At 71.2% G+C, this 16,995-nt stretch carries 15 protein-coding genes; 11 read left to right on the top strand and 4 right to left on the bottom strand.

Annotated features, from left to right (window positions below):
• Window positions 1-81: 81 nt before the first annotated feature.
• Window positions 82-786, bottom strand: a complete 705-nt coding sequence (locus AC5Y31_RS17860; RefSeq protein ID WP_064855373.1) for a cutinase family protein — start codon at window positions 784-786, stop codon at window positions 82-84.
• Between the two features lie 107 nt (window positions 787-893).
• On the opposite strand from AC5Y31_RS17860, the gene eccB reads away from it, so the two are divergent.
• The gene (gene eccB, locus AC5Y31_RS17855; RefSeq protein ID WP_499981925.1) at window positions 894-1,997 is read left to right on the top strand and encodes a type VII secretion protein EccB; all 1,104 of its coding nucleotides are present in this window, start codon (window positions 894-896) and stop codon (window positions 1,995-1,997) included.
• Here the strand turns inward: eccB and mycP are convergent.
• Both mycP and AC5Y31_RS17845 read right to left on the bottom strand, forming a co-directional pair.
• Window positions 1,939-3,213, bottom strand: coding sequence for a type VII secretion-associated serine protease mycosin (gene mycP / locus AC5Y31_RS17850; protein ID WP_499981923.1), 1,275 nt, complete (start codon window positions 3,211-3,213; stop codon window positions 1,939-1,941). The genes eccB and mycP overlap by 59 nt on opposite strands.
• Before the next feature lie 3 nt (window positions 3,214-3,216).
• A complete protein-coding gene (locus AC5Y31_RS17845; RefSeq protein WP_499981921.1) occupies window positions 3,217-4,332 on the bottom strand; it encodes an EsaB/YukD family protein in 1,116 nt (371 codons plus the stop codon).
• A 119-nt stretch (window positions 4,333-4,451) separates the two neighbouring features.
• Here AC5Y31_RS17845 and eccCb point away from each other — a divergent pair, with 119 nt between their 5' ends.
• A complete protein-coding gene (gene eccCb / locus AC5Y31_RS17840) occupies window positions 4,452-8,018 on the top strand; it encodes a type VII secretion protein EccCb (RefSeq protein WP_499981919.1) in 3,567 nt (1,188 codons plus the stop codon).
• A complete protein-coding gene (locus AC5Y31_RS17835; protein WP_499981917.1) occupies window positions 8,015-9,184 on the top strand; it encodes a type VII secretion-associated protein in 1,170 nt (389 codons plus the stop codon). The genes eccCb and AC5Y31_RS17835 overlap by 4 nt, the downstream gene beginning before the upstream one ends.
• 10 nt (window positions 9,185-9,194) lie before the next feature.
• Here the strand turns inward: AC5Y31_RS17835 and AC5Y31_RS17830 are convergent, their stop codons facing one another.
• Window positions 9,195-10,013: a helix-turn-helix transcriptional regulator gene (locus AC5Y31_RS17830; RefSeq protein WP_499981915.1), complete on the bottom strand. Its 819-nt coding sequence runs from the start codon at window positions 10,011-10,013 to the stop codon at window positions 9,195-9,197.
• 275 nt (window positions 10,014-10,288) lie between these two features.
• Here AC5Y31_RS17830 and gjpA point away from each other — a divergent pair, with 275 nt between their 5' ends.
• The 8 genes from gjpA to rpsI all read left to right on the top strand — a co-directional run bounded on the left by gjpA (window position 10,289) and on the right by rpsI (window position 16,945).
• Window positions 10,289-11,419 (top strand): outer membrane porin GjpA, encoded by a 1,131-nt coding sequence (gjpA, locus tag AC5Y31_RS17825; RefSeq protein WP_499981913.1) that lies wholly within the window; start codon window positions 10,289-10,291, stop codon window positions 11,417-11,419.
• Window positions 11,420-11,478: 59 nt separating this feature from the next.
• Window positions 11,479-14,031 (top strand): PGRS repeat-containing protein, encoded by a 2,553-nt coding sequence (locus tag AC5Y31_RS17820; protein ID WP_499981912.1) that lies wholly within the window; start codon window positions 11,479-11,481, stop codon window positions 14,029-14,031.
• 138 nt (window positions 14,032-14,169) lie between these two features.
• On the top strand, window positions 14,170-14,496 hold the full coding sequence (locus tag AC5Y31_RS17815) for a WXG100 family type VII secretion target (RefSeq protein WP_499981911.1): 327 nt from the start codon (window positions 14,170-14,172) through the stop codon (window positions 14,494-14,496).
• Window positions 14,497-14,509: 13 nt separating this feature from the next.
• Complete coding sequence (locus tag AC5Y31_RS17810; RefSeq protein ID WP_499981909.1) at window positions 14,510-14,806, top strand: WXG100 family type VII secretion target; 297 nt, start codon at window positions 14,510-14,512, stop codon at window positions 14,804-14,806.
• 153 nt (window positions 14,807-14,959) lie between these two features.
• The gene (locus tag AC5Y31_RS17805) at window positions 14,960-15,439 is read left to right on the top strand and encodes a hypothetical protein (RefSeq protein WP_499981907.1); all 480 of its coding nucleotides are present in this window, start codon (window positions 14,960-14,962) and stop codon (window positions 15,437-15,439) included.
• 6 nt (window positions 15,440-15,445) lie between these two features.
• A complete protein-coding gene (locus tag AC5Y31_RS17800) occupies window positions 15,446-15,811 on the top strand; it encodes a hypothetical protein (RefSeq protein WP_499981905.1) in 366 nt (121 codons plus the stop codon).
• A 181-nt stretch (window positions 15,812-15,992) separates the two neighbouring features.
• A complete protein-coding gene (gene rplM, locus AC5Y31_RS17795) occupies window positions 15,993-16,436 on the top strand; it encodes a 50S ribosomal protein L13 (RefSeq protein WP_064855383.1) in 444 nt (147 codons plus the stop codon).
• On the top strand, window positions 16,433-16,945 hold the full coding sequence (rpsI, locus tag AC5Y31_RS17790) for a 30S ribosomal protein S9 (RefSeq protein ID WP_065023921.1): 513 nt from the start codon (window positions 16,433-16,435) through the stop codon (window positions 16,943-16,945). The genes rplM and rpsI overlap by 4 nt, the downstream gene beginning before the upstream one ends.
• Window positions 16,946-16,995 lie beyond the last annotated feature (50 nt).

Genomic DNA, 16,995 nt, shown 5'->3' with positions numbered 1-16,995 from the left:
GTCAGGAGCCGGTATGCCTTCACAGCGACTGATAGTAGCGACGTAAAAACTTGACGGGCTAAATAAGAGCGTCGGTGCAGGTCAGCGGACCAGCGGTTCGACGTCGGGCACCGGCCCGGGAGCGCGCAGCCGGCCGGCGATGAAGTTGGCCGCCTGGCTGGTCAGCGCCGGGATGTAGCCGTCGGTGTGGTCGGTCCACTCGTTGCCTGGTCCCTCGTGGCAGATCGGGTCACCCGGGTTGCACAGGTCGAGGGCCTTGGCGCCGAACAGGGCGCTCTGCGCACTGATCGGGCCGCCGGTGCGGACGGCGGGGTTGCCGAACGCCACCACGGCCACCACCTGGTCGGCGTACTCGGCGGGCAGCTGGCTGCCCCAGCTGATACCGCCCACCTGGGTGCCGGTGACGATGTCGATCACCGAGGCGCCCTGCGAGTACCCGCCGAGCACCAACTGGGTGTCCGGGCATACGTCGGCGGCGGCCTTGACGCGGCGGATCACGTCATTGGCGCCGTCGCCGCCGCCCAGCTGCAGCCGGCCGGCGGGGTAGTTGACGCCGTACTCGTCGACCTTCTTCGAGGTCTGCTGGCGCAGCGAGTCGATCAGCGCGCGACCCACCCGGCCGACGCCGGGCGGCTCGCTGGTGCCGCGGGCGAAGATGACCTCGACGTCGGGGCAGTCGTAGGCGGCCGCCGACGGGATGGCATCAGGGGCCACGACCGGCACGGTCAGCAGTGCGCCGGCCATCAACGCCGCCGAGAAAATGCTGCTCAATCGAACAAAACGCATAGCGGAATGGTACCGAAGCCCGATTTCGGCGCGGACGGCCCTGTGGATGGTCGGAGGCCGCCGGGCCGCTGCCGGGGTTAGCGTCGTCGGCACGGGAACGGGGGCGCATGGCCGGGCGAACGACCACACAGCTACAGCTGCATGCGCACCGATTCAGCGCGCGCCGCATGGAGCGTGCGCTGCGGTGCGGCCAGGCGGCCGGCGGCCCCGCACCCGGGCGGGCCGGGCTGGCGCTGGGTTGCCTGCTCAGCGTGATCGTGGCGGCCGGCGCGGTGGTGCTGGCCATCGTGCGGCCGCAACCCGGCCTCGGTGATGCGCCGATCCTGCTGGACCGCGCCTCGGGCGCGCTGTATGTCCGGGTCGGCGACACGGTCCATCCGGTGTTCAACCTCGCCTCGGCCCGCCTGATCGCCGGTCCCGCCGACCCGCGGCCGGTAGCCGGCACCGAGATCGCAAAGGCCCGGCGCGGGCCACCGCTGGGCATCCCCGGCGCCCCCGGCGCACTCGGCGCAGCGGTGGCCGCGACCGAGACCTGGTCGCTGTGCGATGACCCGGCCGGCACCACCCTGGTCGTCGGGGCCGACCCGCCGCAATCCGCGCGTATCGACGCCGATGCGGCGGTGCCGGTCAGCGCGGAGTCCACCGCCACGTACCTGGTGCTGCGGGGCCGGCGGATTCCGGTCAACCCGGCTGATCCGAGCCTGGAATCTGCAGCGCCGCGGCGGGTCTCGGGTCTGCTGCTCACTGCGCTACCCGAGGCCCCGCCGGCAAAGGACTTCGACGGCCGCCTCGCCACGTTGCCCGCCGCCGCGGTGACGCTGTGCGCCCATTGGCGTGCCGACGATCCGGTCGGCATCACGCTGTCGGCCGGTGTCGGCTTGCCGCTGCCGGCGGGCGCGGCGACGACGGTGCTGGCCCAGGCCGACGGTCCCGGCCCCGCCCTCGATGCGGTCTCTCTGCCGCCGGGCCGCTGTGCCTACGTTCGGGCCGTCAGTGTGGCCGGTCGCCCCGCTGGTGCCGGCTACCTGATCACCGAGACCGGGGTGCGGTTCTCCGTCGACAATGCCGCCGCGGCACGCAGCCTGGGTCTGCCGGAGACGCCCGCCGGGGTGCCCTGGCCGATGCTCGCCGGGCTACCGGCCGGCCCACGGCTCAGTCGGGAGCAGGCGCTGCTGGCCCGCGACGTCGTGCTGCCGCCGCCCGGCCGGTGACCACCGCCAGCAGCAAGGCCAGCAGGACGGCGGTGCCGGTGATCGCGGTGCGCAGCCCGGCCGAAGCGGCGACGGGTTCGACGGCCGGCGGGGGTGGGGGTGCCGGTTCGGGCGCTCGGGCAACGGATGCGGGCTCAGCTATCTCCGAGCTGACCGCGGCCAGCGGATCGATCACCCCGGCGCCGACGACGTCGTCGCGCCCACCGGGCGGGTGGTGCGCGGTGGCCTTGATCCGGTCCATCACCTGCCGCGGCGTCCACGCCGGGAAGCGGGACCGGATCAGCGCCGCCACACCGCTGACCACCGGTGCGGCGAAACTGGTTCCGCCGGCGGTGGTCGCCATCGCGTCGCCGACGCTGCTCAGCGACAGCACCTTTTCGCCGGGTGCGGCCACGTCGACCCAGGGGCCGGCGCGGGTGAAGGCCGACGGTGCGCCGTCGGCGTCCACCGAGCCGACCGTCAGCACGTAGTCGTCGTACCAGGCCGGGCTGACGATCATCGGCCCGTCTTTAGCGCACCCGTCGTCGGTGTTGCCGGCCGCGGCGACCACGACGGTGTTCTTCGTCTCGACCGCGTAGGCCAGGGCGGCGCCGAGTGCCCGGTCGTCGAGGCCGGAGTTCACCGGCCGGCAGGCCACGGCCGAGATGTTGATCACCGACGCCCCCAAATCGGCCGCCGTACGCACCGCTTTCGCCAGCGTGTCGACGTCGCCGACACCCGCGGCGTCACCGACGGCGCCGAACCTGGTGCTGGACTGGCGGATACCGATCACCGTCGCCAGCGGCGCCACACCGCTGAACCGGTCGCCGGAATCGGTTGTGGCCCCGATGATCCCGGCGACCAGGGTGCCGTGGCCGTCGCAGTCCTGGGCGCCGTCGCCGGTGAACACGTAGTCGCCGCCGCCCACCAAACCGGGCAGCCGTCGATGCGGCGCCACCCCGGTGTCGATCACCGCCACCCGCTGCCCCGCCCCGCGGGTCAGCGCCCAGACCGCCGGCAGGTCCAGCCCGTCGAGCTGGTTCGGTGTCACCGCGGGATCCAGCGCCGGCACCGCGCACACCTGACGTTGCACGGTGGGATGCGCCGGTGCGGCCGGCGCCGCGGCCGGCAACCGCGAGCCGTCGATCGGCGGGGGTGCGACCGCGTTGGCCGGCGGCACGCCCGGGGCGGCCCCGGCGATCACCGCAGCGGCGATGGCGACCCGGGCGATCCGCACGCGTCAGCCCAGACTCAGTCCGCGGGCGGCGCCGTAAACCCCGCAGAGCCAGCAGGCCAGCGGCACCAGCGCGCCCAGCGCCAGGCTTTCCAGCACCTCGGCGCCGCGCCGGCCCAGCGGGGATGCCGGCGGTGCGGGGAAACCGGCAGCGATGGCGCCACCGGCCAGTGCCACCGCCACCGCGGCCGGCCATGGCCCCGAACCCGCTGTGAGAACCGCGATTCCGATGGTGGTGACGCCGCCGGCCAGTAGTGCCGCGATCTGGCGGCTATCGCTGTGGGAGCGGGCCCGCAGTAACAGGGCGACGCCGGCCACGGCTGCGAATGCGACACCGACCGGCCGTGGGTCCGGTTGTCGGGCCGCGACGCCGAGGGAACCCAGGACCACCGCGGCTGCGGACGCGACGACCAATCCGGTCAGCAGATCGTGTGCCTCGCGTGTCGGGCGCCGGGTCACCAGCGCGATCCGGCCCGCCATCCGGACCACACCGACCGCAACCGCCGTTCCCACCGCACCGGCCGCCTGCAGCGAGATGCCGGTTGCAGCACAAGCCATCCCGACGGCAGCGGCGGCCACCGCCAACCCGGCCAAGCAGCACAACGTCGCGCGCACCGGCCCGCTACAGCCGCTCGACGGAACCGCAGCGGCAGCCACCGTCCCGGCCGCAGTGACGGCTAACAGGGCGTTCGGGGTGCCGGGCCCGCCCGGGACCGCCACGAAACCGGCAATCCCGGCCAGGCCGGACGCCGCCAGCGCGGCGGTGAGCCGGCGAGCAGCCGGCTTCCACGGGCTTAGCGCTTCCCGCACCGTAGCCACCACCTGCTCGGCGGGATCGTCGAAACGCGGTTCCGCCACAATGTCGCCCACCCGCGCCAACACCAGCACCGCGCCGTCGTGGATGCCCTGCTGCGCCAGCGTTTTCGAGGGGTCCAGCGGTGCCCGTCCGGGCAGACCGAGCCGGTACGGACGCAGGGCGTGCGGGCCGTCTCGGCGCGGCATGAGGTCGATGACGGAGGCGATCAGCGCTGCCACCGGCACCGCGGCCGGCAGTGCCAGATCGGCGCGACCGGTATCGGTGTGCACCGCGACCCGGCGCAGACCCGAATCCGCAATCGACACGCATCGCCTCCTCGTTTGCGCCTTCCGCTTGCGGGCACCGTAGCGCGATGGGGGCCGCGATGTTTTCGGTGTTCCACAGCTGACTTGCCGGTCCTTCGCCGGCTGTCTACGGTGTGCCGATGACCGCGCTGGGGCGCAATGCGGGCCCGCCGCCGGCACTGCCGGACGGTGAAATCGCCGTCGCCGCACCGCCGTCGGTGACACTCCCGGATTCCGGCGTCTCGCTGGCCCGACTGCTGCCCGCCGTCATGGCGGTGGGGATGCTGGCGATGACCGCGGTCGTCTACCGCTCGGGCTCATCGGCGGCACGCAGCCCGGTGTTCGCGATGCTGCCGTTGATGATGCTGGCTTCCGCGGTGGCCGCGACGGTGGCCGGGCGGACCCGCGGGCCCAAGAACATCGACGACGCCCGCGAGGGTTACCTGGATTACCTTGCCGCGCTGCGTGAATCGGTGACCGACACCGCCGCCCGTCAGCGCTCGTCTCTGTGGTGGGCGCATCCGGAGCCGGATGCGCTCTGGATGCTGGCCGGCAGCGCCCGGATGTGGGAGCGCCGGCCCGGCGACGCGGACTTCGGCAGCGTCAGGGTCGGGATCGGTCCGACCGGCCTGGCCACCCGGCTGGTCCCGCCGCCGCAGGATCCGGCGCGGCGCATCGACCCGGTCACCGACACCGCACTGCGGCGCTTCCTCGAGACACACGCGACGGTGCCCGAGGTGCCGATCACGGTGCCGCTGCTGGGCGCGGGGCCGTTGCTGCTGGACGGCGATGCCGAGGCGGCGCGTGGCCTGCTGCGCGCGATGATCTGCCAGCTGGCGATGCTGCACGGCCCGGATGTGCTGCGGATCGCCGCAGTCACCGATGCACCCGACCACTGGGACTGGCTGAAATGGCTGCCACACCATCAGCATCCGTCGGGCACCGACGCCACCGGGCCGCTCCGGCTGACTTGCCCCAGCTTGGCTGCCGCCGAAGCCGCGCTGGCCGGCCGACGGGCGGTGGTGATCAGCGACAGCACGCGCGCAGGCCTTTCGGTGGCCGAGGCCGGTACCGCCGGAACCGCGCGACGGTTCACGGTGACCGCGACGGCGCTGAGCGACCCCGAGGGCGCCCGGCCTGACTTCCTCGGTATCGCCGACGCGGTGGTGTGCGCGCAGCGGCTGGCCGGTCAGCGAGCGAACGCGGCCGGCGGCGGGAGGCCGGCGGACTGGGCGCAGTTGCTGGGTATCGGCGATATCGACCGCTACGAGCCGGCCGGCGGTTGGGCCGGCGCACCGTCGCAGCGGCTGTGCGTGCCGATCGGCACCGACCCGAACGGAAACGTGGTGCGGCTGGACATCAAGGAGGCCGCCGAGCGGGGCAGCGGGCCGCACGGGCTGTGCATCGGCGCCACCGGCTCGGGCAAATCGGAGTTTCTGCGCACCCTGGTGCTGGGCATGACGGTCCGGCATTCACCGGAGGACCTGAACCTGGTGCTGGTCGACTTCAAAGGGGGCGCAACATTTCTCGGGTTCGGGCAAACCCGGCATGTCGCCGCGGTGATCACCAACCTCGCCGATGAGGCACCGCTGGTGGAGCGGATGCGGGACGCCCTCGCCGGTGAGATGCACCGACGACAGGAACTGCTGCGGGCCACGGGCGTTGCCGGCATCAGCAGCTACGGCCAGGCCCGGCGGGCCTCAGGCATGGCGCTGCCGGCCCTGCCGGCGCTGCTCGTGATCGTCGACGAATTCTCCGAACTGCTCGACCAACAGCCCGATTTCATCGACACGTTCCTCGCGATCGGCCGGTTGGGGCGCTCGCTGGGGATTCACCTGCTACTGGCCAGCCAGCGCCTCGAGGAGGGCAAGTTGCGAGGGCTGGAATCGCACCTGTCTTACCGGGTGTGCCTCAAGACGGTGTCGGCCGCCGAGTCCCGGCTGGCGCTCGGGGCGGCGGACGCCCACGAGTTGCCCAACATTCCCGGGGCGGGGTTCCTGCGTACCGCCGACGGCGAGGTGACGCGATTCCAGACGGCCTACGTCTCCGGCGGGTGTCCCGCCCCCCGGCCGGCTCCGCGCGAAGCGCTGTCGTTCACCGCGGCGCCGAGTGGCCCGACCGAGGCGGTGCCTGCGGTGGCCGAGCGCACCGTGCTCGAGGCGATGCTGCAGCGGATCTCCGGCCACGGCCCGGCGGCCCGGCAGGTGTGGTTGCCCCCGTTGGGGGCCTCGCCGGCGCTGGGCAAGCTCCTCGAAGGCGAGTATCCCGCACTGAGCGTGCCGATCGGAATCGTCGACCGGCCTTTCGAGCAACGGCGCACCCCGCTGTCGGTCCACCTCGAGGGCGCCGGAGGGCACGTAGCGGTCGTCGGTGCGCCCCGGTCGGGTAAGTCGACGACACTGGCCACGCTGATCGCCGCGCTGAGTGCGACTCACGACGCGACCGGAGTGGCGTTCTACTGCTTGGACTTCGGAGGCAGCACCCTCTCCGAGCTGGGTTGGCTGCCGCAGGTGGGGTCGGTGGCCGGTCGTGGCCAGGCCGACCTGGTACGGCGCACGATCGCCGAGATGGAGGCGATCGTGCAGCGAAGGGAGGCGGCCGGCGGTGCTTGCGACGGCGGCCCGGCCCGCGACGTGTTCCTGGTGATCGATGGGTGGGCGGGCCTGTGCCAAGAGTTCGATGTGGAGTCAGCGATCACCGCTCTGGCCGGTCGCGGCCTGTCCTTTCGGGTGCACGTGGTGCTCTCGGCGTCGCGGTGGGCCGAAGTGCGGCCCGCATTGCGCGATCTGATCGGCACCCGCATCGAGCTGCGGTTGGGAGATCCGGCCGACTCCGAGCTGGACCGGCGCCAAGCCCACCGGGTACCCCGTGACCGGCCCGGTCGCGGCCTGACACCGGAGGGTCTGCACATGCTGGTCGCGCTCCCGCATGAATGGGAGCCGTTGCAGCACAATGGTTATGCGGTACCGCCGATTCCGCTGCTGCCGGAGCGGGTCGAGCGAGCTGAACTGGTTGTCTTCGCCGGTGACCAGCCGGTGCTGGGAGCCGACGAACGCGGCCCGGTCACAGTCGATTTCACGCGGCAACCGCACCTGCTGATCCTGGGCGACAACGAGTGCGGCAAGTCCGCCGTGTTGCGCACATTGTGCCGAGAACTGGTGCGCACGCACACCCCCGAGCAGGCGCAGCTGCTGGTGGTCGACTACCGGCGCAGCCTGCTCGGGATCGTCGACACCGGCCACCTGGCCGGCTACGCGATGTCGGCCGCAGCGTGCTCAGCGCTGCTACCGGTGGTGATCGACCAGGTGGCCGGGCGGATGCCGGGGCCGGACGTCAGCCCGCAGCAACTGCGCGACCGGTCATGGTGGCGTGGCCCGCAGATCTACGTCCTGGTCGACGACTACGACCTGGTGGCCACCGCCGCCGGCAACCCGCTGACACCGCTGCTGGAATACCTGCCTCAGGCAGGCGATCTCGGACTGCACCTGGTGGTGGCCCGCCGCAGCGGCGGGGCGGCGCGGTCGATGTACGAGCCGGTGCTGGCTGCACTGCACGACCTGGGCGCGATGGGCCTGGTGATGAGCGGCGACCCCGCCGACACCCCGCTGATCGGCTCGGTGCGGCCGAGACCGCTGCCGCCCGGGCGCGCCACCTTGGTCACCCGGTCCGGCGGTGAGCGGCTGATCCAGGTGGCCTGGGAGCGGTGACGCACCGCGCCGTCATCGAGGTCGGCCCCGCGACCGTCCGCAAATTGTGTTGCGGCGCAGGCGAACCGGCCGAAGCCTCGGCGGACTTAGAGGAGTTGATCGATGAGCCGGTCGCGCTGGTCGACGGGCAGCCGGTCGAGGTGCCGGAGCTGCTGCGCAGTGTGCTGGCCTGCCCGGCGGCCGCCGAGTCGATCGAGATCATCCACCCGTCGTGGTGGCCGGCCCGGCGGGTGGAACGGGTGATTGCAGCCGCTCGCGGCCTGGCCGAGGACGTCGCCACCCGGCCCCGCGCGCGACTGCTGTCGGACACCTTCGCGGCTGCGGCGGTCGTTGAGATCGCCACTAAACTGGTCGCCGTCACCGCCGCCGGAATCACCGCCGAGCCGCGGATCGGCTCACCCGACGAGGTGGCCGCGGCGGTGGCGCGCCGGGTCCGGGCGGCGGTCCCGGATCGCGGCGCCGCGGTGCTGATCGACGCGGCCGCCGCGGTGGGCGGGGCCGGCGTACTGGCCGAGCTGATCGCCGAAAAGCTCAGCGGCGCAGCGCAGGTGACGGTGGTCGACGCGCTGCCGGCGGTTCGGGTCGTCGAAGCCGCCGCGACGCCGGAGCCGGCACAGGCGCCGGCCCGCCCCGACCGCCGCCGACGACTGGTCCCGGCCGTCGTGGTCGCGGTGGGTGTCGTCGCACTGGGCCTAGGGGTTAATCACGACCCGCCTCGGGAAGCGACGGCAGTGACCAACCTGATCGAGGGCCGGGTGACCGTGCAGGTGCCGGCGGACTGGTCGCTGCGCCGCGTCACCGCCGGACCCGGATCGGCCCGAGTCGAGGTCGCCTCGCCCACTGACCCGCAGCTGATGCTGCACGTCACCCAAGCGCCGGCCGCCGGCGAAACCCTGTCCGCCATCGCCGAACCCCTGCAGCTGGCCATGAAACTCGCCGCCGTCGAAACCCCAGGCGTCTTCGTCGATTTCGACCCGGCCGGCAGCAGCGCGGGCCGGCCCGCGGTGACCTACCGGGAGGTTCGTGCCGACCATCAGGTCGACTGGACGGTGCTGGTCGACCGTGCCGTGCGGATCGGCATCGGCTGCCAGAGCGGACCCGGCGGCGACGACGTCCTGCGCCCGGTGTGCGAGCAGGCGGTGCGTTCGGCGCACGCCGTCACCTGAGGTAATGAGATCACCGGCAGGAAGGTGTCTTTCGCCACTGACTGGGTGAGGCGCCGTGGGTTTGGCGGAACTGCCTGGTGAAATAGGCCGCGTCGGGCAGTCCGACTCGTTGGCCGATCTCGGTGATGGACAGTCGGGTGTCGCTCAGAAGGCGGCGGGCTTCGCCCATGCGGCGTTCGGTGATCCACTCCACCACGGTGCGTCCGGTGCGGCGACGCACGACGGTCGTCAGGTGCCCCGCCGAGACCGAAACCTCGCGCGCCACTTCGCGCAGCGACAGCGGCTCGCTGTAGCGCCGGTCAATCGTCGCGAACACGTCGGCCAGCAGCGGTTCGTCGCCGAGGCGCTGCTCGCCGACCGTCTCGCCGGCCGCTCGGGTGAGGATAATCAGCAGCAGGGTCAGCAGGGCCGACACCGCTTCGCGGTGTCCTTCCCGCCGGTTCGCCAGTTCAGTTTTCAGCGCATCGAGGGTGGCGATGAACGACAGAAGGTCGACGGCGGGCACCTCCAAACGCAGCAGCCCTCCGTCCCGCTCGTGCAGGAACAGCCGCAATAGGGGATGTGATTGCCAGGTCAGCCAGGGCGAAGCCCCGTCGCCGCCGACCGCTGACGGATCGAAGAACACCGCGACACCGTCGTCGGTGCTTTCCACTGCCGCTGGACCGACGGTGGCGCCCATGGCGACCACGTAAACGACGCCATTTCCCCGGTCGCACCACAGGGCCGGGAAGCTGTGGATCTGTCCGTGCTCGGACAGCATTTCCTGCCCGACCCGGGCGACCACCACCGGCGGCGTATGGGGATCGATCGGGTACTCGTAGACCTTCACTCCGGCGCGCTGACGCACCAACCGGGCAGTACGAAGCATGGCGCCGACGATAGTCCAAACTTGCGAAAGAACGTCCTAACTTCGCGACAAAACGATGCATAGCCTTAACGTGTGCTGATAACGGCAGGGTCGCGTCACCTGGGAATTCAGGAGCCAACTCGGTTTTGCGGTGGATATTGGCTGGTCTTCATCTGAGAGACACCCATGGCCCTTTCCCGCACGTCAATTAGCGTCCAACCCCCTTGGCAGCCGCCACAACCTCGAGGAGATATCCCTTGCGCACAGCAATCCGCCCCTACGCCACCGCCGGTGTCGCGATCGTGGGCGCCGGCCTGATCGCCGCCACCCCGGTCGTCGCCCCGCTGCCCCAGATCGGCATGGTGCGCGATGTCGCACTGACCGCAACCAGCGCCTGGGACGCGGTGTTCAACGCCGCGCAGCAGAACATGACCCAGATCATGAACAACTACTACCTGGCGCCGGGTGTCGCGTTCCAGCAGTTCATGGCCAACCAGAACGACTACGCCCAGCAGCTGCTCGATGACCCGACGAACCTCACCTACGTCACCGAGCAGATCCGCCACAACCTGGACGGCCTGCTGACGGGGTACACGCTGAGCAACCCCAGCCAGGAAACCCTGGAAATCGTCATGAGCCACACCCTGGCCGCCGGTGATCCGACGACGTTCGCGATGGGCTGGTACGACCTGTTCGCCGGGCCGTTGTCGTCGATCGCGGGTGGGATGTTCCCGGCGGAGATCATGCCGATCGTCCACTTCTTGTCCTCGCCGCTGAGTGGACTGATCATGGGCTCGTTGGGGCCGTGGATCGCCCCGGGGGTCGCGCTGCTCAACAGCATTACTGAGGGTGACAGCTTCTCGGACACGTTGGCCAATGTGTTCGGTGCGTCGCTCAACGGCGCGACGTTGAACCTGGACAGCCTGCTGCCGATGATCAACGAGGCCGCCGCTGGCAGTGGGATGCTGCCCGACGGTATGGGGATCGGGCATCTGGACATTGCGTTCGGGGGGTGGTTGACCGCCGGGCATGTGGCCATCGACCCGTACCAGGTGTTGGGTGCCAATGGCGAGGTGGTGGCCGAGACGCCGGCGGTGGGTGGGTCGATCCTCAACAGCGTCGGTATCGAGCTCACCGGTGTCCCGGTGCTGGGCGCCCTCAACATCGAAAGCAACGCGGTCGGCCCGATCGGGGCGATGCTGGGCCTGGGGCAGACCGTCGGTGCGCTGTTGGGTTCCGGCTGGGACGGCAAGGGCGCGGTGCCGGTGACCCCGCCGCTGGCCGGCAGCGACCTGCCGCTGATTCCCACCGACCTCGACGACGGCGGTGCCGGTGACGCCATGGGCACCGACGTGTTCGCGGACCTGCTGGCCGGCTGGGGTCTGTAAGACCGCCGGCCAGATCGAACCTTTCCCCACCCGACATTTCACACGAGAGGCATTCACACATGACTCACCGCAAGCGCAACCGGATGATCGGTGCCAGCGGCACCGCCGCGGCGTTCCTGGCGTTCGGCATGACGCCGCTGGCGCCAGCGCCGGCCGCTCAGGCCGACTTCTTCGAAGACCTGTTCAGTTTCGACTGGATGGTCCCGGCCGCCGACGTCGACGTCGCCGGCTCAGCCGACGCATTCGACCTGTCCGGTCTGATGGGCGATTTCAACGCGGTCACGATGTTCGACCAGCTGTTCTACGCCCCGCTGCACACACTGACCGAGGCGTGGATCAACAGCGACCTCGGCGAGATGGTCAACGGCGCGATCAACACCATGGCCGGGCAGTACCTGATCGGCGACGGTATCGACGGCACCGCGGAGTCCGTCGACGGCGGCCACGGCGGCCTGTGGTTCGGTGACGGTGGCGCCGGCTGGAATAGCGATGTGGCCGGGGAGGCCGGCGGCAACGGCGGCAACGCCATCGGCTTCGGCGACGGCGGTGACGGCGGTGACGGCGGTGCGGGTGCCGCCGGCGGCAACGGCGGCATCGGCGGCACCTGGATGGGCCACGGCGGCGACGGCGGGGCGGGCGGCACGGCGACTGTGGCGGGCGGCTTCGGTGGCGCCGGCGGCGATGGCGGTGCGGCAATGGCGTGGATGTTCGGCAACGGCGGAGCAGGCGGTTCCGGCGGCGCCGGCATGGACGGCACCCAGAATGTCACCGGCACCGGCATGAGCGGGGGCCAAGGCGGCAACGGTGGTAATGGCGGGGTCAGCGGATACCTTCTCGGCAACGGCGGCAAGGGCGGCGCCGGCGGCGCGGCCGGCAACGGTGGCAACGGTGCGACCGGTGACACCGACGGGCTGGCCGGTGGTGTTGGTGGCCGCGGCGGTGCGGGCGGCCTGGGTGGTGCCCGCGGTTCCCACTTCTATGGCGCCGCGTTCTACGGCGGCGCCGGCCAAGCCGGCGACGGCGGGCACGGCGGCAACGGCGGCGCCGGCGGCGAGGCCGCCACCGACGCCGGTGGTCACTTCCTCGGTAACGGTGGCATCGGCGGCATCGGCGGTGACGGCGGCGCCGGCTACGCCGGTGGCGACGGCGGCAACAGCGGTGACGGCGGCGACGGCATCAACGGCGGCCACGCCGGCGGCTGGGGCGGCAGCGGTGGCAATTCCCTCGCTGACAACGCGGGCGGCACCGGCGGCAACGGCGGGGTCGGTGGGGATGCCACCGGTGCGGTCGGGGTGACCGGCACTGCAGGCAACGGCGGCTCCGGCGGCCAGGGTGGCTACGGCAGTGACGCCGAGGGCGGGCGCGGCGGAGACGCCGGGCAGGCCGGCGCCGGCGGCAACGGCGCCACCACCGACGACACCATCAAGACCATTGGCGGGCGCGGTGGCTACGGCGGCGGCGGTGGTAACGGCCATACCGCCGGTGCCAGCACGGACGGCGCGGCCGGCGGCACCGGCACCTTCAAGGGCGGCACCGGCTCCGGCGGCGGCAATGGCGCCCGCGGCCTCGACGGCGGGAGCGGTGGCAACGGCGCCGACGGTGGCATGGCGACCGGCTGGAAGGACGCCGACGGCACCATCTGGAGCATCGGCGGCAACGGCGGCCTCGGCGGCAGCGGAGGCCAGACCAGCGGCAACATGCTCACCGGCGGCACCGGCTCCGGCGGCGACGGCGGCCAGGGCGGCAACGGTGCCGACGGGTTGACCGGCCCCGGCGTGGTCAGCATCGGCGGCAACGGCGGCCAGGGCGGCAACGGTGCCGCGGGTAGCGGCGCCGACGGCGGTGCCGGTGGTGGCGGTGGTGCCGGTGGCGACGGCACCGCCTCCGGCGGCAACGGCGGTAACGGCGGCGGCGGCGGCACTTCGGACACCACCGGAAGCGCCGGAGTCGGCGGGGCGGGCGGCAACGGCGGCAACAGCGGCGGCGTCGAAACCCCCACCAACACCCTCGGCATCGGGCCCAGCCACGCCGGCAACGGCGGCAACGGCGGGGCCGGCACCACTTCCTACGGCGGCCCCAGCAGCGTCGGTGGAGCCGGTGGCAACGGCGGCAACGGCGCTGGCGACGTCAACGGCGGCAACGGCGGCACCGGCGGAACCGGTGGTCGCGGCGGTTACGGCGCCGAGGGATCGACCGGTAACAACCCGCTCACGGGGGCCCCCGGCAAGGTGGCCGGCGGCGACGGCGGCAACGGCGACACCGGCGGTGCCGGCGGCCAGGGCGGCAACGGCGGCAGCTCGGAGAACGGTGTCGGCGGCAACGCCGGCAACGGCGGCAAGGGCGGTGACGCCGGCCAGGGCGGCAACGGCGGTGCCGGCGGCATCGACCCCGCCACCGGTGCCGGCCTCGCCGGCGGTAACGGCGGCAACGGTGGCAACGGCGCGGCCGGAGGCGCGGCCGGGCAGGCCGGGCAGGGCGGGGCCGGTAGCGGCGCTGCGGGTTCGGTGGGTGCAGGCGGTGCAGGCGGTGCCGCCGGAGCCGGTGGCACCGGGGGCCCCGGTGACCCCGTCGGTGCTGACGGCAACCCCGGCACCCCGGGCAACCCCGGCTAGCCAGCATTTTCTCGGCACGGTCGCCGGGTCCCTCACCGGGCCCGGCGACCGTGTCTTTTGTGCTCGCAACCGGAGGGAACCGAACCCGGCCTATCGCCGTCGAACTACATAACAACCGACAACCGATACGGGGGAGATGTGAGCACACCCGCAGCCACCAACACACTCAGCGCCGACTTCGACGTCATGCTCGCTGTCGCGGCGGCCACCGACGCCCGCAACGAGGAGATCCGGGGAATGCTGCAAGCGTTCGTCGGCCGGATGCGGGCCGTGCCGCCGTCGGTCTGGTCGGGAATGGCAGCAGCCCGGTTCCAGGATGTCCTGGACCGCTGGAACACCGAATCGCTGAGCTTGCATCACGCGCTGGCGCGCATCGCCGAGACCATTCGCCACAATGAGCGCGCCCTACGGGAGGTGGCCGAGACCCACTCGCACCACATCGCCGTCGCCGGCGACGGTATCTGAGGGGCGGTCAGTCATGGCCGCGGCATTGTCGTACAACTTCGAGGAAATCGAATACGCCGTCCGTCAGGAGATCCACTCCACGGCCAGCCGGCTCAACGGCGCGCTGGAACAGCTGCGGTCGCAGATCGCACCGCTGGAGCAGGTGTGGACCCGGGAGGCGGCCGGTGCCTACCACGCCGAGCAGCTGCGATGGCAGCAGGCCGTGGACGCACTCAACCAGATCCTGTTTGCCTTGGGTAGCGCGGTGCGCGACGGCGCGGCTGACGTCGCCGACGCCGACCGTCGCGCGGCGGGAACTTGGGGGCGGTAGGAGAGACCACCCCCGGGTAACGGTGTGGCCCCGATGGAGGAGAGCCGTCGGGGCCACACCGGCTCACCGAGTCGAGGTGGACTGTTGGTAAGGGAGGACCATCCCGGTCGTGACGAGATACCGGGACTTTCGCGTGACCCTCAAGAACGAGCGATGGAACGTCGCCTGGACGAACTTGTGCGGCGCCGGCTTCGCGACGAGTCCGTCGCGTTGGCCAGCGTTCTCGATCAGGCGCGGATGCTTCACCGGTACCGGGCGGAACTCGGCTATCCAGCACACCTTGACGAACGTGTTGGAAAACTCGATGACAGCGAACGGTTTGTCGCTCGGCTGCTGGTGTCTGAGGACCGGAACGTCAGCCACGTCCCGCCCGCCAAAACCGGTCAACCTACGCCTGACCTGGTCGTCGACGGCGTGCTCGCCGAAATCAAGACCAGCATCGGAGCTGGTGTTCAAGGTTTCGGCAAACGACTGCAAGAAGCGCAGGCGACACGAGTGTTCGTCAATGCGAAGCAATCGCGGATCAGTCCCGACACCATGTCTGACCTGGTCCAGCAACTTATTGACCTCGGCGTTCTGACGTATGCTCGGGTGATCGGCGACCGCTATGACTGGCAACGAGGAAGGTGGTGACACGCGATGGCTACGGAGCTGCGGTACGACCTGCTCGATGTCGGTGTGGACACCACCGAAGAGCTGGCGCAGCTGATCGAGAAGGCATTCGGCCCGGGGGGCGTGTGGACGCAGGGCGGCAATGTTCGGTGGTACCGCGCGACGGGCTACGACTTCGTTGTCACTATGCCCGACGAGCCGTATGACGGTGAATTGTGGGTCACGGTCGGTGCCCCGACCGTCGACGAGCAACAGCGCCGCGCCGACATCACGTTCGACCGTCTCGCGGCAGCCGACCCGAAGGTCGCACTGACACTGATTGCCGAAGATGACTCCGTCGTGCGGCGCCGTCCTGCCACGCGCACCGCACAACGGTCCACTGCCCCGTTTTGACCTGCCCGGATACCCGCCGGTAAGCTGCTCCGTTGGCGTGCGGTGCCGTCTTGGCACAGCGGGTCCTCGGGTCACTGTCGGTCGCCGAGAATCACCCCCGCCGTTCACGCTGGACCGGCACCCGGCTCGCTCCGGGATCCGCACAACCGGGTAGCAACCCGAATTACGAGAGGTAAGCGCTGTGCCCACCTATACGCCGAAGGCGGGTGACACCACGCGGTCGTGGTACGTCATCGACGCCACCGACGTGGTGCTCGGCCGGCTCGCCGTTGCGGCAGCAAATCTGCTGCGCGGCAAGCACAAGCCGACGTTCACGCCCAATGTCGACGGTGGTGACTTCGTCATCATCATCAACGCTGACAAGGTCGCCATCAGCGGCAACAAACTGCAGAAGAAGATGGCTTACCGCCACTCGGGCTACCCGGGCGGGCTGCGCAAGCGCAGCATCGGTGAGCTGATGGAGACCCGTCCCGACCGTGTCGTGGAGAAGGCGATCCTCGGGATGATCCCGCACACCAAGCTGGGGCGTCAGATTCAGCGCAAGCTGCACGTCTACGCCGGGCCGGTGCATCCGCACACCGCCCAGCAGCCGGTCCCGTACGAAATCAAGCAGGTGACGCAATGACCGAGACGGCAATCGAGGGCACCGAGGCCATTGAGCCCACTGAGCCCACCGAGACGGTTGAGGTCGAGGAGACCGCAGAGGTGCAGGCCGAGGCCGCACCGAGCTACGAGCCGCACGACCTGGGCCGTCCCATCCAGACCGTCGGTCGCCGCAAGGAGGCCGTGGTGCGGGTGCGCCTGGTGCCCGGCACCGGCAAGTTCAACCTGGACGGGCGGACCCTGGAGGCCTACTTCCCGAACAAGGTGCACCAGCAGCTCATCAAGGCTCCGCTGGTCACCGTCGACCGGCTGGAAAGCTTCGACGTCTACGCCCACCTCGACGGCGGCGGCCCCTCCGGGCAGGCCGGCGCGCTGCGGCTGGCCCTGGCCCGCGCCCTGATCCTGGTGCAGCCGGAGGACCGGCCGGCGCTGAAGAAGGCCGGCTTCTTGACCCGTGACCCGCGGGCCACCGAGCGCAAGAAGTACGGACTGAAGAAGGCCCGCAAGGCGCCTCAGTACAGCAAGCGCTGATCGTTCTGGCAGCGAGCGTGCGTGGAAACGGTCCCACACCGGCGTGTCGG

This window comes from Mycobacterium sp. NGS18 (assembly GCF_059813185.1).
The sequence above is the reverse complement of the archived record's forward strand: the minus strand, read 5'-3'. Positions and strand labels throughout refer to the sequence as shown.